This window comes from Pseudomonas laurylsulfatiphila, from assembly GCF_002934665.1.
In the GTDB taxonomy this organism is placed as follows: Bacteria; Pseudomonadota; Gammaproteobacteria; order Pseudomonadales; family Pseudomonadaceae; genus Aquipseudomonas; species Aquipseudomonas laurylsulfatiphila.
In genome coordinates, this window is sequence record NZ_NIRS01000001.1 from 1082360 (window position 1) to 1104090 (window position 21731).

19 protein-coding genes are annotated in these 21731 nt (G+C 61.2%); 11 read left to right on the plus strand and 8 right to left on the minus strand.

Annotation, left to right across the window (positions count from 1 at the left end):
- Positions 1-29 precede the first annotated feature (29 nt).
- On the plus strand, positions 30-941 hold the full coding sequence (locus CD175_RS05060) for a DMT family transporter (RefSeq protein ID WP_104447913.1): 912 nt from the start codon (positions 30-32) through the stop codon (positions 939-941).
- A 147-nt stretch (positions 942-1088) separates the two neighbouring features.
- On the opposite strand, the gene CD175_RS05065 is transcribed toward CD175_RS05060, so the two are convergent.
- Positions 1089-1799 (minus strand): FadR/GntR family transcriptional regulator, encoded by a 711-nt coding sequence (locus CD175_RS05065; protein ID WP_104447914.1) that lies wholly within the window; start codon positions 1797-1799, stop codon positions 1089-1091.
- Between the two features lie 280 nt (positions 1800-2079).
- Here CD175_RS05065 and CD175_RS05070 point away from each other — a divergent pair, with 280 nt between their 5' ends.
- The 3 genes from CD175_RS05070 to ampC all read left to right on the plus strand — a co-directional run bounded on the left by CD175_RS05070 (position 2080) and on the right by ampC (position 6081).
- Complete coding sequence (locus tag CD175_RS05070; RefSeq protein WP_104447915.1) at positions 2080-3426, plus strand: MFS transporter; 1347 nt, start codon at positions 2080-2082, stop codon at positions 3424-3426.
- 25 nt (positions 3427-3451) lie between these two features.
- A complete protein-coding gene (gene gudD, locus CD175_RS05075) occupies positions 3452-4795 on the plus strand; it encodes a glucarate dehydratase (protein ID WP_104447916.1) in 1344 nt (447 codons plus the stop codon).
- Between the two features lie 176 nt (positions 4796-4971).
- Positions 4972-6081, plus strand: a complete 1110-nt coding sequence (gene ampC / locus CD175_RS05080) for a class C beta-lactamase (protein ID WP_420849092.1) — start codon at positions 4972-4974, stop codon at positions 6079-6081.
- A gap of 195 nt (positions 6082-6276) precedes the next feature.
- Here ampC and CD175_RS05085 read toward each other — a convergent pair whose 3' ends face one another.
- Positions 6277-6828, minus strand: coding sequence for a DUF4174 domain-containing protein (locus tag CD175_RS05085; protein ID WP_007976822.1), 552 nt, complete (start codon positions 6826-6828; stop codon positions 6277-6279).
- A 180-nt stretch (positions 6829-7008) separates the two neighbouring features.
- On the opposite strand from CD175_RS05085, the gene CD175_RS05090 reads away from it, so the two are divergent.
- The gene (locus CD175_RS05090) at positions 7009-7377 is read left to right on the plus strand and encodes a VOC family protein (RefSeq protein WP_104448079.1); all 369 of its coding nucleotides are present in this window, start codon (positions 7009-7011) and stop codon (positions 7375-7377) included.
- A gap of 20 nt (positions 7378-7397) precedes the next feature.
- Here CD175_RS05090 and CD175_RS05095 read toward each other — a convergent pair whose 3' ends face one another.
- Positions 7398-8183 carry a sulfite exporter TauE/SafE family protein gene (locus CD175_RS05095; protein ID WP_104447918.1) on the minus strand — a complete coding sequence of 262 codons (786 nt, stop codon included), beginning with the start codon at positions 8181-8183 and terminating at the stop codon, positions 7398-7400.
- Between the two features lie 155 nt (positions 8184-8338).
- The gene (locus tag CD175_RS05100; RefSeq protein WP_104448080.1) at positions 8339-9088 is read right to left on the minus strand and encodes a hypothetical protein; all 750 of its coding nucleotides are present in this window, start codon (positions 9086-9088) and stop codon (positions 8339-8341) included.
- A 197-nt stretch (positions 9089-9285) separates the two neighbouring features.
- Here CD175_RS05100 and CD175_RS05105 point away from each other — a divergent pair, with 197 nt between their 5' ends.
- The gene (locus tag CD175_RS05105; protein ID WP_104447919.1) at positions 9286-10107 is read left to right on the plus strand and encodes an aldo/keto reductase; all 822 of its coding nucleotides are present in this window, start codon (positions 9286-9288) and stop codon (positions 10105-10107) included.
- Positions 10108-10132: 25 nt separating this feature from the next.
- On the plus strand, positions 10133-10603 hold the full coding sequence (locus CD175_RS05110) for a DUF1810 domain-containing protein (protein ID WP_104447920.1): 471 nt from the start codon (positions 10133-10135) through the stop codon (positions 10601-10603).
- On the opposite strand, the gene CD175_RS05115 is transcribed toward CD175_RS05110, so the two are convergent.
- The gene (locus CD175_RS05115; protein WP_167399498.1) at positions 10568-12928 is read right to left on the minus strand and encodes a DNA polymerase II; all 2361 of its coding nucleotides are present in this window, start codon (positions 12926-12928) and stop codon (positions 10568-10570) included. The genes CD175_RS05110 and CD175_RS05115 overlap by 36 nt on opposite strands.
- Before the next feature lie 245 nt (positions 12929-13173).
- Here CD175_RS05115 and CD175_RS05120 point away from each other — a divergent pair, with 245 nt between their 5' ends.
- Positions 13174-13614, plus strand: coding sequence for a CBS domain-containing protein (locus tag CD175_RS05120; protein WP_007976812.1), 441 nt, complete (start codon positions 13174-13176; stop codon positions 13612-13614).
- Between the two features lie 133 nt (positions 13615-13747).
- Here CD175_RS05120 and CD175_RS05130 read toward each other — a convergent pair whose 3' ends face one another.
- Positions 13748-14371: a glutathione S-transferase family protein gene (locus CD175_RS05130; protein WP_104447922.1), complete on the minus strand. Its 624-nt coding sequence runs from the start codon at positions 14369-14371 to the stop codon at positions 13748-13750.
- 261 nt (positions 14372-14632) lie between these two features.
- Here CD175_RS05130 and CD175_RS05135 point away from each other — a divergent pair, with 261 nt between their 5' ends.
- Complete coding sequence (locus CD175_RS05135; RefSeq protein WP_104447923.1) at positions 14633-15034, plus strand: hypothetical protein; 402 nt, start codon at positions 14633-14635, stop codon at positions 15032-15034.
- A gap of 78 nt (positions 15035-15112) precedes the next feature.
- Here CD175_RS05135 and CD175_RS05140 read toward each other — a convergent pair whose 3' ends face one another.
- Positions 15113-16207, minus strand: coding sequence for a DUF1615 domain-containing protein (locus CD175_RS05140; protein ID WP_104447924.1), 1095 nt, complete (start codon positions 16205-16207; stop codon positions 15113-15115).
- Positions 16208-16488: 281 nt separating this feature from the next.
- On the opposite strand from CD175_RS05140, the gene CD175_RS05150 reads away from it, so the two are divergent.
- The gene (locus CD175_RS05150; RefSeq protein WP_104447926.1) at positions 16489-18699 is read left to right on the plus strand and encodes a TonB-dependent receptor; all 2211 of its coding nucleotides are present in this window, start codon (positions 16489-16491) and stop codon (positions 18697-18699) included.
- Between the two features lie 298 nt (positions 18700-18997).
- Positions 18998-20533, plus strand: coding sequence for an FAD-dependent oxidoreductase (locus tag CD175_RS05155; protein ID WP_104447927.1), 1536 nt, complete (start codon positions 18998-19000; stop codon positions 20531-20533).
- A 120-nt stretch (positions 20534-20653) separates the two neighbouring features.
- On the opposite strand, the gene hemB is transcribed toward CD175_RS05155, so the two are convergent.
- Positions 20654-21628 carry a porphobilinogen synthase gene (gene hemB / locus CD175_RS05160; protein WP_104447928.1) on the minus strand — a complete coding sequence of 325 codons (975 nt, stop codon included), beginning with the start codon at positions 21626-21628 and terminating at the stop codon, positions 20654-20656.
- Positions 21629-21731: the final 103 nt, after the last annotated feature.

Below are 21731 nucleotides of genomic sequence, written 5' to 3' on the forward strand. Positions count from 1 at the left end.
TCCGTGCATCAGCCCACAGGTGCACCACCATGACGCCGCTCACACCCTCCCCCGTTTCACCCTGGAAAATCATTCTGGCCATGGCGTTTGTCGTGGTGTGCTGGGGCTACTCCCCGACCGGCATTCATATCGGCTTGCAGGCCTACGACCCCGTGCACCTGGCCCTGCTGCGCTTCCTGCTGGCCTCCGTGTTCATGGCCGTGGTCGCGGTCATCAAAGGCATACGCCTGCCCAGCCTGCGAGACTTGCCGCTGATGTTCGGCCTGGGGTTCTTTGCCGTGAGCCTGCATCACGTGGCGATCAATTTCGGGCAGCAGGGTGCCAGCGCTGGCGCTTCGAGCGTCCTGGCCCAGACCACGCCGCTGTTCAGCACATTGATCGCGCGCTTCGTGTTCAAGGATCAGGTGAGCCTGTGGCGCTGGGGTTGTGTGCTGCTCGGGTTGTTTGGCGTGGTGATCGTGGTGGCGGGCGATCATGGCCTGGGCAGCATTGACGCCCACGGCTTGCTGATCCTGCTGGCGGCGGTGTCCTGGAGCCTCTACTTTGCCCTGCAAAAACATCACACCGGGCGTTACGACGGGCTGACGCTGGTGTGCTACACGGTGTGGTCCGGTACGGTGCTGCTGTTGATTTTTCTGCCCGGCCTTGTGGATCAAGTCGCCCTGGCGCCGATGCGCGTGCAGTGGGCGGTGATTGCCTTGGGGATATTCCCCAGCGCACTGGCGTACCTGGCCTGGGCCTATGTGCTGGCGCATGTCGATTTGAGCCGGGCGACCATGACGTTGTATTTGACGCCGCCGACGGCGATGGTGATTGCGTCCTATGCGCTCGGCGAACGGCCGACGTTGATGATCGTGGTCGGCGGGCTGGTGGTATTGACGAGTGTGCTGGCGTTGAATCTGGAGCGGCGCGCCGTGGTTGTTCAGGCTGTCAGGGCCTGATTCAGGTTTTTCGCTGTCAGGTCTGGCGCTATCGCGAGCAAGCTCGCTCCCACAGGGTTTTATGGTTGCCGCGGTTCCTGAGCACGACCCAGAACCTGTGGGAGCGTGGCTTGCCCGCGATGAACGATAACGCGGTATCACTGACCGTCAGCTAGCCGAAAACCGGTCACGACTGTTGGTCAAGTGCAACCACATCGCCGCCCGCGCCGCGTCCGGGTCCTGGCGCTTGATGGCATTGAGGATCGCCTCGTGCTCAAGATTGGCCAGCTCGCCGAGCTTGCTCAAGTCCACGGTTCCCCGCTCGGCGGCATTGACCCGGGTGCGCGGGATCATGGCGCTGCCCAGGTGCTGCATGATTTCGGTGAAGCAGACGTTGCCGGTGGCTTCGGCGATCAGCAGATGAAAACGCCGGTCCGCTTCAACACAGCTGTCGTTGTTGGCCAGCAGGTTTTGATAATCGTCCAGCGCTTCACGCATCTGCGCCAGTTGCAGATCGGTGCGGCGAGTTGCGGCCAGCGCCGCCGCCTGGGTTTCCAGGCCCATGCGCAACTCCAGAATGCTGCGCACCCCCAACGCCGTGTCGACATTCAGCCGCAGCCCCTGCTCCGGCGCGCGCTCGATCACGAACGTGCCAATGCCATGCCGGGTTTCCACCAGCCCCGAGGCCTGTAACTTCGAGATCGCCTCGCGCACCACCGTGCGACTGACCCCGTGTTCCTGAACGATGGTGTTTTCCGACGGCAGCTTGTCGCCGGGCAACATCTGGCCGAGCAGGATGCGTTGGGTCAGTTTCTCCACCAGGTCATGGGCCAGGTTGTGGCTGCGCTTGCGGGCGGGTGCTTCGAGGTCTTCTTGCATGAAGGTGTCCGGAAATCAGGGCTATCGAATCGTAGCACCGCGCCGGGCGGGAATCCTGAAAAATCTCGCTCAACTTGTATGACAACACTCAACAACAAGCTCAAATTGATTCGTTTTGAAGCCCACCCGCCACCACCAATAGAATAAAAAACCTTCTTGACCGCACCATTTCATTGGGAAAAGGCGGTTGCAAGATCAAAAAACCTAGTTGTATGATGTCTATCAACAACGCAGCACTCAGCTTCACCCCGCATAAAAATAACGAGTGGGAGAAAACGCAGTGAATACATCCATCTCCGGGATGCACGACGACGCCAATTCCGCGCTGAAGTCCGCCATCGCCAAAGTCAAACGTCACGTCTTGCCGCTGTTCGTCATCATGTTCATCGTCAATTACATTGATCGAGTGAACATCGGTTTCGTCCGCGCCCACATGGAACACGACCTGGGCATTGGCGCTGCCGCCTACGGCCTCGGTGCCGGCCTGTTTTTCATCGGTTATGCGCTGTTCGAAGTGCCCTCCAACATCCTTCTGCAAAAAGTCGGTGCGCGTATCTGGCTGACGCGGATCATGCTGACCTGGGGCCTGGTCGCCGCGGGCATGGCGTTCATCCAGAACGAAACCCACTTCTACATCCTGCGTTTTCTGCTGGGCGTGGCCGAGGCCGGGTTCTTCCCCGGGGTGATCTACTACTTCACCCGCTGGCTGCCTGGCGTGGAGCGTGGCAAGGCGATTGCGATTTTCCTCAGCGGCTCAGCGATCGCCTCGCTGATCTCCGGTCCACTGTCTGGCTTGCTGCTGCAAATCAGTGGATTCGGGATGCATGGCTGGCAATGGATGTACTTCATCGAAGGCATGTTCTCGGTGGGTCTGTGTGTTTTTGTCTGGTTCTGGCTCGATTCCAAACCCCACGATGCCAAATGGCTGAGCCGCGAAGAGCAGGACGCGCTGGTCAAGGCCATCGACGACGAACAACTGGCCCGCGAAGCCGCCACGCCGATCAAGCCGTCACTGGGCAAATTGCTCAAGGACCGCCAAATCATCCTGTTCTGCGTGATCTACTTCTTTATCCAGCTGACCATCTACGCCGCGACCTTCTGGCTGCCGAGCATCATCAAGAAGATGGGTGACCTCAGCGACTTCCAGGTCGGAATGTTCAACTCGATTCCGTGGCTGCTGTCGATTGTCGGCATGTATGCGTTCGCCTCGTTGTCGGCCAAGTGGAAGCATCAGCAAGCCTGGGTCGCCGTGGCCCTGCTGATCGCCGCTGCCGGGATGTTCATGTCCACTACCGGCGGGCCGGTCTTCGCCTTCGTCGCGATCTGCTTTGCGGCGCTGGGTTTCAAATCGGCCTCGTCGCTGTTCTGGCCGATTCCCCAGGCTTACCTGGACGCACGCATCGCCGCCGGTGTCATCGCGCTGATCAACTCGGTGGGCAACCTCGGCGGTTTCGTCGCGCCGACCACGTTCGGTCTGCTGGAGGAGCGAACCGGTTCCATCCAGGGCGGACTCTATGGCCTGGCCGCGACCTCGATCATCGCCGCGATTATCGTCTTTGCCGCACGCAACAAACCCAAGGTCGCCCCTGTCACCGCACCGGGCAAACCAGCGCCCCACCACGCCTGAATCATTGGTTTAAAAGGATAACAACATGACCGCACACGACATCGCCAAAGCCCCGATCATCACCAGCATGCAGGTCGTTCCGGTGGCCGGCCACGACGGCATGCTGCTCAATCTCAGCGGCGCCCACGGCCCGTTTTTCACCCGCAATATCGTGATCCTCAAGGACAACGCCGGCCACACTGGCGTCGGCGAAGTGCCGGGTGGCGAGCGCATTCGCCAGACCCTGGAAGACGCACGCAGCCTGGTGGTCGGCAGCCCGATCGGCACTTACCAGAAGATTCTCAACCAGGTACGCCAGACCTTCGCCGACCGCGATGCCGGTGGTCGCGGATTGCAGACCTTCGACCTGCGCATCACCATTCACGCCGTCACCGGCCTGGAAGCCGCGCTGCTCGATCTGCTCGGCCAGCACCTGGACGTGCCGGTCGCCGCCCTGCTTGGCGAAGGCCAGCAGCGCGATGAAGTGAAGATGCTTGGCTATCTGTTTTATGTCGGTGATCGCAACGAAACAGACCTCGCCTACCGCAACGAGCCAGACGCCGACAACGACTGGTTCCGCGTACGTCACGAAAAAGCCATGACCGCCGATGCGGTGGTCCGCCTGGCCGAGGCGGCGCACGCGCGTTATGGCTTCAAGGACTTTAAGCTCAAGGGTGGCGTGCTCAGCGGCGACGCCGAAATCGAAGCGGTCACGGCCCTCGCCGAACGCTTCCCCGATGCGCGCATCACCCTCGACCCGAATGGGGCCTGGTCACTGAAGGAAGCCATCCGCCTGTGCCGCGATCAGCACCGCGTGCTCGCCTACGCCGAAGACCCGTGCGGGGCGGAAAACGGTTACTCGGGACGCGAAGTCATGGCTGAATTCCGCCGGGCCACGGGGCTGAAAACCGCAACCAACATGATCGCCACCGACTGGCGGGAGATGGGCCACGCGATCCAGTTGCAGTCGGTCGACATTCCCCTGGCCGATCCGCACTTCTGGACAATGCAGGGCTCAGTGCGCGTCGCGCAGATGTGCCACGAATGGGGCCTCACCTGGGGTTCTCACTCCAACAACCACTTCGACATTTCCCTGGCGATGTTCACCCATGTCGCGGCAGCCGCGCCGGGCGAGATCACTGCCATCGACACCCACTGGATCTGGCAGGATGGCCAGCGCCTGACCAAGGCCCCACTGCAAATCGTCGGCGGCTGCGTGCAGGTGCCGCAGAAACCGGGGTTGGGGGTGGAGCTGGACATGGATCAGGTCGCCAAAGCTCATGAACTGTACAAAGGCATGGGCCTGGGGGCGCGGGATGATAGCGTGGCCATGCAGTTCCTGATTCCCGGCTGGACGTTCGACAACAAGCGGCCGTGCCTGGTGCGTTGAAACGCCAAGTGGGTTGAATCGCCAAGTGAGTTGATTCAAGGGTCGCGTGTGGCCGCCTGTTGGCGGCCGCTTTAAAAAGCGCTCGGAGCATAGCGCTTAACCCCCTAAAATGGCGCGCAACTGAATCAACGACGGATGAAACCCACATGGACAGGCTGAAAACCATCGCCGCCGGTATGGCGATATTTGCCGCAGGCCAGTGCGTGGCACAGGATCAGATCGAGACGCTGGTGAACGCCGCCGTACAACCGGTGATGCAGGCCGAAGGTATCCACGGCATGGCCGTGGCGGTCACCGTCAACGGCCAAGCGCACTACTTCAACTATGGCGTCGCCTCGACGGAAACCGGCAGCCCCGTCACACAGGACACCCTGTTCGAAATCGGCTCGGTCAGCAAAACCTTCACCGCCACCCTCGCCGCCTACGCCCAGGCCACCGGCAAGCTGTCACTGTCGGACAAGGCCAGCCATGTCCTGCCGGCCTTGCGCGGCAGTGCTTTCGACCACATCAGCGTGCTGCAACTGGGCACCTACAGCGCCGGCGGCCTGCCGCTGCAATTTCCTGCCGAATCTGATTCGGCCGACAAAATGCTCGGCTACTACAAACAATGGAAACCGCTCTACGCCCCCGGCAGCCACCGACTGTACTCGAACCCCAGCCTTGGCCTGTTTGGCTACCTCGCCGCCCACAGCATGGGCCAGCCGTTTGATGACCTGATGGAGAAAACCCTGCTGCCGAAACTGGGCCTCAAGCACACCTATGTGCATGTACCGCAGGACCAGATGGCGCTGTACGCCCAGGGCTACAACAAGGACGGCAAGCCGGTGCGGGTCACTCCGGGGGCGCTGGACTCCGAGGCGTACGGGGTGAAAACCAGCGCCTCTGACTTGCTGGCCTACGTCGGCGCAAACATGAAGCCGACGTCTCTGGACAAGCCGTTGCAGCAAGCCATCGCCTTGACTCATAGCGCCTACTACAGCGTTGGCGACATGACCCAGGGCCTGGGCTGGGAGATGTATCGCTACCCGATCACTCTGGATCGCTTGCTGGACGGCAACTCCACGCCGATGGCCATGCAGGCCCATGAAGTCCAGTGGCTGAACCCGCCGCAAGCGCAGCCGCAGAACGTGCTGATCAACAAGACAGGTTCAACCGGTGGCTTTGGTGCTTACGTGGTGTACGTGCCATCGAAGGAGATCGGCATTGTGATGCTGGCCAACAAAAATTTCCCGAATGCGCAGCGGGTCAGGATTGCGCATCAGATTTTGAGTGCGCTTGCCCGGTAAGCCTGGTTTGCGTTCCCAGAGAAAAAAGACGACCTCTGGAGGTTAATACTGATCAGTTAACACACGAAACCTGTGGGAGCGAGCTTGCTCACGATGGCGCCGTAACAGTCAATATAAATGTTGAATGTCAGGTCCCCATCGCGAGCAAGCTCGCTCCCACAGGTTAATTGCTTACCAGCAGGATTCAGGGCCGGATCAATCATCCGGCATTTCTGGCGGCTTGGCGGGCTTGGCCGGTTTGCTGTTTTTCCCGGGCTTGGCGCCTTTGGCCGCCGGCTCGGCTTCAGCGACGGGAGCGGCCACTGTCGCGGTGAATTCTTTCTCGGCCGCTGGCAATTGATCGACTGCGCTGAAGATCTCGTCCAGCTTGATGGTGTCCGACTGTTCCAGTTTCTTTTCGCCGTCCTTGCCGACCAGAATCACCTTGGTCTTGGCGCCGGCACCCAGTTTGAGCGAGCGGATCAGCGCTGCCGTGTCCTGGGGCCCGAGGTCTTTGCCGTCGCGTTGGCCCATCAGGTTGAGCACGGTGTAGAGCACCATGTTGCGGTCGGTGAAACCCTTGCGATTGGCCGGTTCATCCAGCGACTTTTTCAGGCTGACCCAGGTCGGATCCACAGTGCTTGGAGCGATGACAATCAGTGGCCGGGCCCTGCCCTTGTCCATGTCCAGCGGTGAGTCGCCATCAGCGGCGAACGAGGTGCCGGCAATCGCCAGCAAGATAGCCATGGTCAGTGACCTGATGAGCATGCGCATCTCCTTTTTGATATCCACGCTCTAATGATTGCGCATCGCGGCGATTGTTCCGGGTGACGTACCGCAATTTTTTTCGCCTTGTCCCAAGCTTAGGTCAGGGCGGTCATTGCGCAACAGGCTGGGCTAATCTGAAGACTCATGACAACCCGCCTGATCCGTCGTGAGGACCTGGGCATGAGCACTCGATTGAACCACACCATCGTCTGGTGCCGGGACAAGCAGGTTTCGGCGAATTTCCTGACAGGCCTCCTTGGCCTGCCCGCCCCGGAGCCCTTCGGGCCGATGCTGATCGTCAAACTGGATAACGGCGTGTCACTGGATTTCTACGACAACGACCCGCCGATAGCGTCTCAGCACTACGCATTCCTGATGGGCGACGAGGACTTCGATGCGACCTTCGCGCGCCTGCTGGCCAACGGTCAGCCATGGTGGGCCGACCCGGGCAAGCAGCGTCTGAAGGAGATCAATGATTACGCGGGAGGACGGCGGGTGTATTTCGATGACCCGGACGGGCATCTGCTGGAAATATTCACCCGCGAGTGACGCTGGCGTGGCAGCTTGAATCAGAACGCCAGCTTGTAGCCGATCAGCAACAGCATGGTCGCCAGGCAAGGGCGCAACAGTTCGTCGGAGATGCGCCCGGTCAGGTGGCTGCCCAGGTAAATCCCCGGCAACGAACCCACCAGCAAGTAACCCAGGACCTGCCAGTCCATGTTGCCCATGCTCGCATGGCCGAGGCCGGCGACCAGGGTCAGCGGCACGGCGTGGGCGATTTCAGTGCCGACCAGGCGGCGGGTCGGCAGCATCGGATAGAGAATGAACAGGGCCACGGTGCCCAGTGCACCGGCGCCGATGGACGTCAGCGCGACCATGGTGCCGAGGACCAGGCCAGTGATGACCGTCAGGACATTGAGGCGCGAGCCGCTGGGGTTGTAGTTGCCGCCAGCACGTTTGTGGGCGAAGTCGAGCAGGCGCTTCTTGAACAGGATCGCCAGTGCCGTGGCGAACAACACAAAGCCGAGGGCCTGCTTGATGATCGCGTTCATTGCATCGGGGCTGGAGTGCAAAGTGCTCAGGAACCACAACGTCAGTGCCACCGCCGGCACGCTGCCAAGGGTCAGCCAACCGGTAATCGCCCAGTCGATGTTGTTGTTCTTTCGGTGAACCAGTACGCCGCTGGACTTGGTGATCGCCGCGTAGAGCAAATCGGTACCGACCGCCGTCGCCGGGTTGATACCGAACCACAGCAGGATCGGGGTCATGAGCGACCCGCCACCGACGCCAGTCATGCCGACAATAAAGCCAACCACCAACCCGGCCACGACCAACCCGATGTTCACTAAATCCATTGATACGTCCACAAAGATCGCAGGGGAAATCTGGCCCGCAGCATAGCGATTTTTCTTATAACCAGTTATATCGATGCGATCTATCTTTATTCCGGAACCATCATGCAACCCTGTGGGAGCGAGATTGCTCGCTCCCACAGGGTTCCGTGTCGGACTCACTGCACCGGCAGGAAATTCAGGAACAGCAGGCTCTGGGCATAGTTCAGGCCGATGCGCCGGTAGCGCTCGTCGAGCATCTGGGTCAGCAGGTCCAGCCGGGCGACGATCTTGCCGAACTCGACGGCAAAGCTCAGGTTGCTGCCCTCCTCCGAGATTTCGTTGGAAAACAGCAGGGGTTGGCCTTCCTTGTCTTGTCGCTGGCTGAGGATCCAGGTGGCAATCTCGATGTTGCGTGCGGCATTGCTGACGAATACCGGGTTGATCGTATCGGTCATGTAGAACTCGGTGCGATTGCCATGGGCGGTCACCAGCATGCTGCCGATGGCATAGATGAACGCTCCGACCCGATCGCCGAGAAACTCCGGGCTCATGGCAAAACGCAGGGCCGCCAGGTCCTTTTTGCCGCCCAGGGTCGGTAACGGCTGCTGCTGTTCAATGGCCATGCGCACTTGCTTGCCGGCCGTACGGGCATCGAGGAAACCGGACTTTTTCAGCTCATCGGGGTTGCGCAGGTAGAGCTTGCCCATGAGCAGGTAAAGGCTGTCGAGGTTGTCGCGCATGGTCAGGGTGGCCATGCGGTCGACACTGGTCTGCAGGAACTCCTGGGGTTGGCCTTCGCGCATCTGGGTGATGATGTCGCCGCCTTGCTGCTGGCTGCAACCGGTGACGAAGAACATCGACAGACCTGCAAGCAGCAGGCAATGACGGCGGATTTTTGTAGTGATCGCGGTTGAAACTCGAGCCATGGGTTGTTGAACTTGGGCATGGGCCGACGGTGGGGATCGCCGCAGGCTGCCATGGATAGAGCCGGACATTTCGAAAAAGTGCAGTATCGGGCGACACCAATCGATCACTGGCAGGGGAATGTTCATAGAAAAAACGGATCAGAACATCATGAAACGGTACACACTCCTACATCACCGTATATAGACAGGAGGTTTGCATGCGCACGCTTCAATTGGCTGGCGGCCAGGTGCCCGTCATCGGCCAGGGCACCTGGCAGATGGGCGAGGACCGCTCACGGCACAAGGAAGAAGTCGCGGCACTGCGCCTGGGCATCGAACTGGGCATGACCCTGATCGACACCGCTGAAATGTACGCCGAAGGCGGCGCCGAGGAAGTGGTCCGCGATGCCATCGCCGGCCAGCGTGACAGCGTCTTTGTGGTCAGCAAGGTGTACCCGCACAACGCCAGCCGCCATGGCATTCCCCAGGCATGCGAGCGCAGCCTGCGCAGGCTCGGTACCGATTACATCGATCTGTATCTGTTGCATTGGCGCGGCCAGTATCCGCTGGAGGAAACCGTCGACGCCTTCGAGCGCCTGCGCCAAGCCGGCAAGATCGGTCGTTGGGGCGTGTCCAATTTCGACCTCGACGACTTGCAGGAACTGGACGCCCCGGCCTGCGCCACCAATCAGGTGCTCTATAATCTGGAGCAGCGCGGCATAGAATTTGACTTGTTACCCTGGAGCCAACAACAGCGGCTGCCGGTCATGGCTTACTGCCCGATCGGCCAGGGTGGAAAAATGCTCGCCAATGCCACGCTCAAGCAGGTGGCCGCCCGGCACAGCGTCACACCGGCACAGGTGGCGCTGGCATGGATAATGCGCCAGGACGGCGTGATCGCCATCCCCAAAGCAGTCCGGCCCGAGCATGTGCGATTCAATGCCCAAGCCGCCACGCTGCAACTTGAACCCGGGGATCTGGAGGCGCTGGACCAGGCGTTTCATGCGCCACAACGCAAACAGCGGCTGGCCATGGTCTGAGCCAACGCAGTCAGAGAGCTTCGCCATGAGAAGCACCGACCACCTGGACCCGTTCAATCTGCAACGCTTTCTCCAGGCTCAGGACCCGGTATTCGACCGGGTTCAAAACGAGCTGAACAACGGACACAAGCGCAGTCACTGGATGTGGTTCATTTTTCCGCAGTTTGCCGGGCTCGGCGACAGCGAGATGTCGCGCCGCTTTGCCATCCGCTCGCGGGAGGAGGCCCTGGCCTACCTTGAGCATCCGTTGCTCGGCCCCCGCCTGCGCACCTGCACCCAGGAAGTGCTGAACATCCGGGAGCGCTCGGTGGCCGGGATTTTCGGTCATCCCGACGACCTGAAATTTCATTCCTCGATGACCCTGTTCGCCCAGGTCGATACCGCCGACAGCCTTTTCCAGCAAGCCTTGAACCAGTACTTCCACGGCATCCTGGATGACTGGACCTTGTCGCTGATGGACTCAAAACAGGCCCAGTTGCCCCCCAATCAGGGTTGAGAAGTCGTCGTCGACAAACGGCAGTATCGCGTCCGCCACCGGTTGCAGTTGCCGGGTGATGTAGTGGTCGTAATCGATGGGCGCGCTGCGCACTTCCAGCGGTTCGGGGCCGGCAACGGTGATCACGTAGCTGATCCAGCCGCCGTTCTGGTATTGCCGCGGGCGACCCTGGCTGTCGTTGTACTCATCGGCCAGGCGCGCCGCGCGTACGTGGGGCGGGACGTTACGCTGGTAGTCATCGAGGGTGCGGCGCAGGCGTTTGCGATAAACCAGCCGGTCATCGAACTCGCCGGCCAGGGTCTTGCGCACGTAGTCACGCACGTAATCCTGATAGGGCTTGCGCAGGAAGATCCGCGAATACAGCTCTTGCTGGAATTGCCGGGCCAGCGGCGACCAGTCGGTGCGCACGGTTTCCAGGCCCTTGTAGACCATTTCGTCGCTGCCATCGGCGCGGGTCACCAGTCCGGCGTAGCGCTTTTTGCTGCCTTCTTCGGCACCGCGAATGGTCGGCATCAAAAAGCGCTTGTAGTGGGTTTCGAACTGCAGTTCGAGAACGCTTTGCAAGCCGTATTCCTGCTGCACATGCTCGCGCCACCACTGATTGACGTGCGCCACCAACGCCTGGCCGATCTGCGCCGCCTCCTGCTGGCCGTGGGCGCGACGCAGCCAGACGAACGTCGAATCGGTGTCGCCGTAAATCACCGCATGCCCCTGGGCCTCGATCAACTGGCGGGTGCGCAGCATGATCTCGTGCCCGCGCAAGGTGATGGACGACGCCAGGCGCGTGTCGAAGAAGCGACAACCGCTGGAGCCGAGCACCCCATAGAACGCGTTCATGATGATTTTCAGCGCCTGGGACAGCGGTGCGTTGTGTTCGCGCTTGGCGGTTTCCCGGCCTTCGGCGACCCGCGCGACGATGGAGGGCAGGCAATGCCGGGTGCGAGAAAAGCGTGCGCCGCGGAAACCCGGCACCGACTCGCTGTCGTCCGGGTGCTTGAGCCCTTCAATCAGTCCCACGGGGTCGATCAGGAAGGTGCGGATGATCGACGGATAGAGGCTCTTGTAGTCGAGCACCAGCACCGATTCGTACAGTCCCGGCTGCGAATCCATGACGAAACCGCCGGGGCTGGCTTCAGGTGGCTTGCCACCGAGGTTCGGCGCGACGAAACCCTGACGGTGCATCAGCGGCATGTACAGGTGGGTGAACGCTGCCACCGAACCGCCCATGCGATCGGCCGGCAGCCCCGTGACGCTGGCCCGCTCCAGCAGGAAGGTGAGCAACTCGGTCTTGGCGAAAATCCGCGTGACCAGTTCGCAATCCTTGAGGTTGTATTTGGCCAGCGCCGGTTTGTCCTCGGCGAACATGCGATTGATTTCGTCCATGCGCTGGTACGGGTTGTCGATGGACTTGCCCTCGCCGAGCAGGGTTTGCGCGACGTTTTCCAGGCTGAACGAGGGAAAGCTCCAGGTCGCCGAACGCAGGGCCTCGATACCGTCGATGATCAGGCGGCCAGCGGCTGAAGCGAAGTAATGGTTGCCGTTGCCATGTTCGCGCCACTGCATTTCCTCGCCGCCACGCCCCAGTTTCAAGGGCACCGCCAGGCGCCGGGCGTGTTCGTGAAGCACCCGCAAGTCGAACTGCACGACGTTCCAGCCAATGATCGCGTCGGGGTCGAACCGGGCAAACCAGTCGTTGAGTTTTTTCAGCAGCAGGGTCCGCGAATCGCAGTACTCGAGCTGGAAATCCACCTGGCTATCGTCACCATTGGGCGCGCCGAGCATGTACACCTGACGCTCGCCGCAGCCCTCCAGGGCAATCGAGTACAACTCGCCCTGGGCCGTGGTCTCGATGTCCAGAGACGCCAGTTTCAAGCTCGGTCGATAGTCGGGATCGGGTTTCATCTGCGCGTCGAGCAGCAGCCCCTCGGCATTCGGCGTGCCACTGAAGCGCACCGGCGCGGTGATGAAGCGTTCCATCATGTAGCGTTCCGGCGGGCGCACGTCGGCTTCGAACACTTCGACACCGGCCCGGCGCAACGCGGTGTCCAGGCGCATCAACTGGCCATGTTGCCGGCAGTACAGTCCGAGGACCGGGCGATGGTCGAAATCCTGCAGGGCCAGGGGCCTGAGTTCGACGTTCTTCTCGTCATGCAAAACGCTTTCGGCCTGCAGGCGCTGCGCAGCAGGGATGAACGCCACCGAGGGCTGGCAAGGCAGGCGGATACGCCGGGGACCGCTGTCGGTCGCCAGCCAGAACTCGACTTCCGTACCGGCCGGGGTGTCGCGCCAATGCCGGGTCAGGACGAAGCCCTGCTGTAGATCCACCACTGCAAACCTCGAAACTGATTCAGAGGGTGATTCTACCCGGCATCGGCAGGGATAGCGCGTATGGCCCCGGGATTCGGGATGAACATAAATCCCACAGGTCAGGGGCTGGCCGGAAATAAGGGGTTTACCGAAGAAAAACCGCCGAATGACGTTTTTTGCGTGTTATCTGCCGCTTTCGCCCTTGCCCTGAGCGCTTGCGTCTACGATTCTTCAAGGACAACGACAACACCCGAGTAACCACCATGAAAACCGTCGCCCAACTGCTCAAGCTCAAAGATCAGAAGAATCAGGAAGTGCACCAGATCAAACCCGATCACATGGTGCTCGAAGCGCTGATGAAGATGGCCGAGAAAAACGTCGGCGCCTTGCTGGTGGTGGAGAACGATGAAGTGCTGGGCATCATCAGCGAACGGGACTATGCGCGCAAACTGGTGCTGCACGGCCGCTCTTCGGTGGGCACGCCCGTGCGGGACATCATGGTGTCACCGGTGATTACCGTCGACACCCATCAGACCGTGGATACCTGCCTGGGCATCATGTCCGATAGACGCCTGCGTCACTTGCCGGTGGTCGAAGGCGGCAAATTGATCGGCCTGCTGTCGATCGGTGACCTGGTCAAGGAAGCGATTGCCGAACAGGCGGAGCTGATTCGCCAGCTCGAGCAGTACATTCGCGGGGAGTAAATCCGGACACAACATTCACCCGAAAACCTGTGGGAGCGAGCTTGCTCGCGATAGCGGCCAGACATTCAACATAGATGTCGACCGACATGGCCCCATCGCGAGCAAGCTCGCTCCCACAGGGTAAGTGGTGCTTTCAGACTGGCCAATGCCGGGCGAACACCGGTGCCAGTGCCGGGTGACGATCGATTCGTTCCAGCCAGGCGAAAAACCCGGGCCGCGCAGTGCGCAGATGTTCCCGACTGCCCGCCCATCGCGAGATCACCGCCGTCAGCACATCCAAAGCCCCTGGCTTCTCGCTGCCCAGATACAACTCGCCCGAAAACTGGTCGGCAAACACCTCCCAACTCCAGTGCAGGCGCCGGCGGGTTCCCTCCATGAGGTTCTGCCTGGACGACTCATCCACCTCGGCCAGCCAGCGTTCGGGGTAATCGATGATGCCGATGGCCGCATAGCAATTGCTGACGATGTACGCCATGGCGCGAATGGCCTGGTCCCGCTCGGCCGGGTCCTGGGGCAACAACCTCGACGCGGGAAAGCTCAGCCCGAGGTGAATCAGGATCGCCACGCTCTCGGTCAGGACAGCGCCATCAGGGAGTTGCAGGGTCGGAATCTGTTTGAGCGGATTGAGTTTCTCCAGCGCATGGGCCGCCTCCGCGGACGCCTCGACATCGATGAAGCGATAAGGAACATCACAGAGTTCAAGGGCGGCTTCGATGGCCGCGGCCCCGGAGTTCTGATGGCCGTAGAGCTGGTACATAATCGTCTCCTTGCACACCGCGATCTCTGCAGTGCCTCATCATCCGTCCCGGCAGAGGAACGCGCCAGCTTTCCAGTGTAGAAGCCGCCACCTGCCACACAGCGACCATCCGACGATCGCACCATCAAGCTCACAATAGGTAAGGCGCTGGTCCTATCATTGCCATCGATGTTCACCATCACCTCAATGAAGTTCTCTTAAAAAATCCGCGGCGTAACATCTGCTCCATACCAACCCATAAGCACCCCGGAGCACACCATCATGAAACGCCAAACCCTCCTCAGCATCGCTTTCTCGGTTTTCGCAGTTAACGCTTTCGCCGCTACCTCTGCTCAACCTGTGGTCGCTGAAGGCGGCTCGGATCGTCTGATTGAAAGCCGTGTGGCTGAAGGTGGTTCGGATCGCCTGATCGAGAATCGTGTGGCCGAAGGTGGTTCGGATCGCCTGATCGAAAACCGCGTTGCCGAAGGTGGTTCGGATCGCCTGATCGAAAACCGCGTTGCCGAAGGTGGTTCGGATCGCCTGATCGAAAACCGCGTTGCCGAAGGTGGTTCGGATCGCCTGATCGAAAACCGCGTTGCCGAAGGCGGCTCCGACAAGCTGCTGCAGAACCGCGTCGCTGAAGGCGGTTCGGATCGTCTGATCGAAAGCCGCGCTGTCTGAATGCAGGGCTTTACCGCAGGACTCGACGAAAACCCGGCCTCACCCGCCGGGTTTTTTATGCGTTTTTTTAACTCGCGATTACTTCCCTGCCCGCGCCATGCAGCGCTGGTAACGTTCATCGACCCGTTTGGCGAACCACGCGGTGGTCAGTTTGCGCGTGATTTTCGGGCTTTGCAGCACGATCCCAGGCAACACTTCACGGGGTAACGGCCGACCTTCGGCCCTTTCGGCCAGTTCGAAAACCTGTCGATAGAGTTTGCTGTCTTCGAACGCCAGGGTATTGCCCTCTTCCAGTTGCTCGCGGATCGTTGGATTGCGCATGTCCAGTTGCTTGCCGAGGGTGCGCACGGCCAGTTCCGTGGTGCCGGGCATGATCGAACCGTAACGCACCAGGTCGCCATCCAGCGCCAACGGGATACCGGAAGCCCGGCTCACCGCGTTCTGGAACGCGGCGTTACGGCTGGCGTACCAACCCGCGTTGAAGTCCGCAAAGCGGTACAGCGGCTGGGGGTAGCTCGCCGGATACCCCAGCAGGTGCGCGATGCCGAAATACATGCCGCCACGCCGGGTGAACACTTCATGACGGATCGAGCCCTGCACCGGGTACGGGTAGTCCTTGGCCTGCTGCTCGGCAAAATCGATGCTGACCTGCATCGGTCCGCCGGTATGCACCGGGTTGAAACCACCGAACAGGGTTTTACCCATCGGTACCATGCCGATGAAGTCGTCGAAAATACCACTCAGCTCCTTTTCACTGCGCGCGGCATTCAGGCGGGCGCTGTAGCTTTTGCCGTTGGGCGAGTCGAGCTTCAACGCACCGCTCACCAGCAGGCCGGGAATGTGTGCCTTGGCGGCACGACGGTCGATTTCGTCGCGGGCGATCTTGCCCAGGCCCGGTACGTTCGGATCGACCTGAAAGGTCGACTCCTGTTCGGTCACGGCCAGCACCGAGCACAGGTTTTGCGTGGTCGGCGAGATGCCTTGCGCGGTAAACGCCACCTGGATATCCGTGGCCCACCCCTGGGGATCGGCGGCTTTCGCCGGCAGCAATCGCACAATCTCAGCCTTCACCTGGGCCGGACTACGCGCCGCCGGTTCCTGGGTCCGTTGGCTGCCGCAACCGGCCAGTATCAACAAAGCGGCGATGCTGAAGATCAATCGATTGGCTTGCATGTCGTTCCATCTAATCCTTGGGTCCGGCTTAACCATACGAGCAATGGCAGGGCAACGGCTATGACCGTTGTCCACCATGTGCCTTTATTTGCCACTGAAACGGCCCTGAAGCTCCGTTATCCGAAATCTGCATGTGCAGAAAATGCCTGTGTGCCTTGCAGAAAACGCATTGCACAACGCTACTGAGAACTACTACCATTTGCATCAGGAGTCGCATTTGCGCATGGAGTTCCCGCGCCGTCCCTCTTTCCAATCGGCCGCGCGCCGCCCAGGAACCCATCATGACCACTCCAGCACGACTGCGCGTGCCTTTTCGCCCGACGCTACTGGCCCTGTTTTGCTCCTTGTCACTGACGGCCCATGCCGCAACGCCCGAAACAACCGAGACCCGGGGAAAACCGCTGGTGCTGGGCGACGTCAATGTCAACGCCCAGGCCCCGATAACGTCCGACCTGCCCCCGGTTTACGCCGGTCGTCAGGTCGCCCGCGGCGGTCAACTGGGTATCTTGGGCAACCAGGACATCATGGACGTTCCGTTCACCATGACGTCCTACACCGAAGCGTTGATCCGCGACCAGCAGGCCGAAACCGTCGGCGATGTGCTGCTCAACGATGCCTCGGTGCGTCAGGCTTCCGGTTTTTCCAACCAGGCCCAGACCTTCATGATTCGCGGCCTGCCCCTGAACGGCGATGATATTTCCTTTAACGGCCTGTACGGCATCCTGCCGCGGCAGATCATTTCCACCGATGCCCTGGAGCGTGTGGAAGTGTTCAAAGGGCCGAACGCCTTCATCAACGGTGTCACCCCGACCGGTTCCGGCATCGGTGGCGGCGTCAACCTGCAACCCAAGCGCGCCAGTGACGTGCCGCTGCGACGGTTCACCACGGACATCAGCGACGACGGGCGCATCGGCGAACACCTGGACATCGGACAGCGCTTTGGCGAGGACAACCGCTTCGGTGCCCGCCTGAACCTGTCCCAACGTGAAGGCGACACCGCCATCGACGACGAGAACCAGCGCTCCAAACTGTTTGCCCTGGGCCTCGACTACCGCGGCGATGCGCTACGCCTGTCCGGCGATTTCGTCTATTCGAAGGAACGCATCAACGGCGGCCGCAGCTCGGTCAACCTTGGCGACGCCACGCACATCCCGGATGCGCCCTCCGCCGACACCAACTACGCGCAGAAGTGGGGCTTCAGCGAGATCGAGGACACCTTCGGCATGCTACGCGCCGAATACGACCTGAACGACAGCTGGACCGCCTACGCCGCCGGCGGCGCCAAGCACACCCGCGAAGTCGGCAACTACGACTCCACCACCCTGGTGGGCAACGATGGCAGCTCGGTGACCAGCGGTTCGTTCATTCCCCACGAAGAAGACAACACCAGCGCCATGGCCGGCCTCAATGGCCGTTTCGCCACGGGTCCGGTGACCCATAAACTGAACTTCGGCCTGGCCGGGATCTGGACCCAACAGCGCAACGCCTTCGATTTCGATCTGACCCAATACCCGAACAACATCTACCACCCGATTGACGTTCCGGCGCCGGCGGGTGGCTTCTCCGGCGGTGACCTGGGCGATCCGGGCATCACCGGCAAAACCTTCATGCGCAGCGCCGCCGTGTCCGACACCCTGGGCTTTATCGATGATCGCCTGCTGGTCACCCTGGGCGTACGCCGTCAACAGCTGGTCGTTCAAGGCTACGACTACGACACGCAAAACCGCACGTCCAACTACGACAAGTCGATCACCACGCCGGTGTACGGCATCGTGTTCAAGCCGTGGGACCACGTGTCCTTCTACGCCAACCGTATCGAGGGCCTGGCCCAGGGGCCGACGGCTCCGACGACCTCCGGCTCAAGGGTCGTGGTCAACGGCAATGAAGTGTTTGCACCGTCGCGTTCCAAACAGGTTGAAGCCGGGGTCAAAGTCGACATGGGCACCTATGGTGCGACCCTCGGCGTGTACCGCATCGAACAACCGGCTGACGGCTACACCCAAGTCATCGACGACACCACCGCCGTGTTCGTTCATGACGGTGAACAGATCAACAAGGGCGTGGAACTCAATGTCTTCGGCGAACCCATCGACGGCCTGCGCCTGCTCAGCGGCCTGACCGTGATGGACACCGAACTGAAGAACACCCAGGACGGCCTCAACGATGGCAACCGGGCCATCGGCGTGCCGAGCTTCCAGTTCAATGCCAGTGTCGATTGGGACGTGCCGGGCCTGCCGGGCGTAGCCCTGAACGGACGCATGTTGCGCACCGGCGGCCAATACGCCGACGCGGCGAACAACCTCAGCCTGCCGGCCTGGAACCGCTTCGATGCCGGCGCCCGCTACGCGTTCAAAGTCCAGGAAAAAGACGTGACCGTACGCCTGGGCGTGGAAAACGTCGCCAACAAGAGCTACTGGGAATCGGCCCAGGGGGGTTACCTGACCCAGGGCGAACCGCGCACGGCGAAGTTGTCGGGCACCATCGACTTCTGATAGAGGAGCCCCCTGCCCTGTATTTGTAGGAGCGAGCCTGCTCGCGATGGACGTTAACGATAACGCGTGCTTTCAGGATTAACGCGGCGCTCTTTCGTTCATCGCGAGCAAGCTCGCTCCTACAGGGGACCGAGTGCCCGTATCTGTACCTGTAGGAGCGAGCTTGCTCGCGATGGACGTTAACGATAACGCGTACTTTCAGGATTAACGCGGCGCTCTTTCGTCCATCGCGAGCAAGCTCGCTCCTACAAAGGCCGAGTCGTCCATACTTGTTCTACCCAGCGAGGAGGATGAGTTCATGCACAGAAGCGATGTGTTGATCATCGGCGCCGGCCCGACCGGGCTGGTCCTGGCGTTGTGGCTGAGCAAACTGGGCGTGCGCGTGCGGATTGTCGACAAGGCCTCGGCCCCTGGCACCACGTCCCGGGCGCTGGCTGTCCAGGCTCGGACGCTGGAACTGTATCGACAACTCGGGCTGGCCGACGCGGTTGTGCAATACGGCCATCGGGTGGCGGCCGCTAACTTCTGGGTCAAGGGCGAACCCGTGGCGCACTTGCCACTGACCCAGGTCGGCGCGGGACTGACACCCTACGCGTTCCTGGAAATTTTCCCGCAGGATGAGCACGAACGGCTGCTGATCGAGCGTCTGCAAGCCTTCGGCATCTCGGTGGAACGCAACACCGAACTGGCAAGCTTCGAGCAAACCGCCGACGGCATCACGGCCACGCTGCATCTGCCAGACGGCCAGCAGGAAATCTGTCAGGCCTGTTTCCTGGCCGGGTGCGACGGCGCCCGGTCGATTGTGCGCAAGACCCTGGATACCGGGTTTCCCGGCGGTACTTACCAGCAGATTTTCTACGTCGCCGACGTACAGGGCAGCGGCCCGACATTCAACGGTGAACTGCACGTGGACCTCGACGAGGCGGACTTCCTTGCCGTGTTCCCGCTGGCGGGCAGTGGCCGCGCGCGCTTGATCGGCACCGTTCGCGACGAGCGCGCCGACCACGCAGAGACCCTGTGCTTCGAAGACGTCAGCAGCCGGGCCATCGAGCACATGAAGGTGCAGATCGAGCAACTGAACTGGTTCTCGACCTACCGCGTGCATCATCGGGTGGCGGATCACTTTCGCAATGGCCGGGCGTTTCTGCTCGGCGATGCGGCCCACGTGCACAGCCCGGCGGGCGGCCAGGGCATGAACACCGGGATTGGCGATGCCATCAACCTGGCCTGGAAACTGGCGGCCGTGCTGAGCGGCGCTGCCGAGGCCAGATTGCTCGACACCTATGAAACCGAGCGCATCGCCTTCGCGCGCAAACTGGTGGCGACCACTGACCGGGTCTTCACGTTCGTCACCGCCGACGGGCCGATGGCCGATTTGCTGCGTACGCGCCTGGCGCCGTTCTTGATCCCGAAAATAACCTCGTTCGAAACCTCCCGCCAATTCCTGTTTCGCACGGTGTCGCAGATCACCCTGAATTATCGGGGCATGCCTTTGAGCACAGGCGTTGCCGGGCACGTGCATGGCGGTGATCGCCTGCCCTGGGCCCATGACGGTGAGGGGGACAACTTTGAATCGCTCAAATGCATAAGCTGGCAGGTGCATGTCTACGGCGACACCAGCGACGAGATGATCGCCTGGTGCCACGAGCACCATCTGCCGTTGCATGTGTTCGACTGGCGTCCGGCGTTCGAAGCGGCGGGCCTGGGGCGCAACGGCTTTTATCTGTTGCGGCCCGATACCTATGTAGCGATTGCCGAGACGTGCGCGGACCCGAAAGTGATCGAACGGTATTTCCGTGACCACGGGATCCGCTCGTTTTTTGGCACGCCCTGAGAACACCAGCCCTTTGTAGGAGCTGGCTTGCCAGCGATGACGGCGGCACATTTGGCATCCATGTGTCTGACATACCGCTTTCGCCGGCAAGCCGGCTCCTACAGGGCACTGCGCTGTTTCTTAGATCCCCGCCAGCGCCAGATCCATCGCAAAATACGTAAAGATCAGGTCTGCCCCGGCACGCTTGATCGCCCCCAGGCTCTCGCGCACCACGCGGTCTTCATCAATGGCCCCGGCTTGGGCGGCAAACTTGATCATCGCGTACTCACCGCTCACCTGATACGCCGACAGCGGCAGGCGCGAGGCTTCGCGGATGTCGCGGATGATGTCCAGGTAGGCACCGGCCGGCTTGACCATCAGCGCATCGGCGCCTTCCTGTTCGTCGAGCAGCGACTCGCGCACCGCTTCGCGGCGATTCATCGGGTTCATCTGGTAGCTTTTGCGGTCGCCCTTGAGCGCACTGCCGCCTGCCTCGCGGAACGGACCATAGAGCGCCGAGGCGAATTTGGTCGAATAGGCCATGATCGCCGTCTGGGTAAATCCGGCGTCATCGAGGGCCCGGCGGATTGCCTGGACCTGCCCGTCCATGGCCGCCGACGGGGCGATCACATCGGCACCGGCGCGGGCCGCCGCGACGGCTTGCCTGCCGAGGTTGATCAGGGTCTGGTCGTTGTCGACTTCATGGTTGTGCAGCACGCCGCAATGGCCGTGGTCGGTGTACTCGCAAAAACAGGTGTCAGACATCACGATCATTTCCGGCACCGCATCCTTGGCGATGCGCGACATGCGCGAAACCAGGCCGTCGTCGTGCCAGGTGTCGCTGCCGCTGCTGTCCAGATGATGGGACACACCGAAGGTCATCACCGACTTGATCCCGGCACGGGCGTAGCGCTCGATCTCGCCGGCCAGCTTCGACTCCGGAATGCGCATCACGCCGGGCATGCTTTTGATCGGCACGAAGTCGTCGATTTCTTCTTCGACGAAAATCGGCAACACCAGGTCGTTCAGGCTGAACTCGGTCTCCTGGAACAGGCTGCGCAGGCTCGCATTGCGGCGCAGACGGCGTGGGCGTGTTTCGGGGAACTGACTGGACATGGGTATTCCTGGATATCAGAGGACGAGATGCAGGAGCTGGCTTGCCAGCGATGGCGGCGGGTCAGTCATACAAATGCGGCCTGACACTACGCCTTCGCTGGCA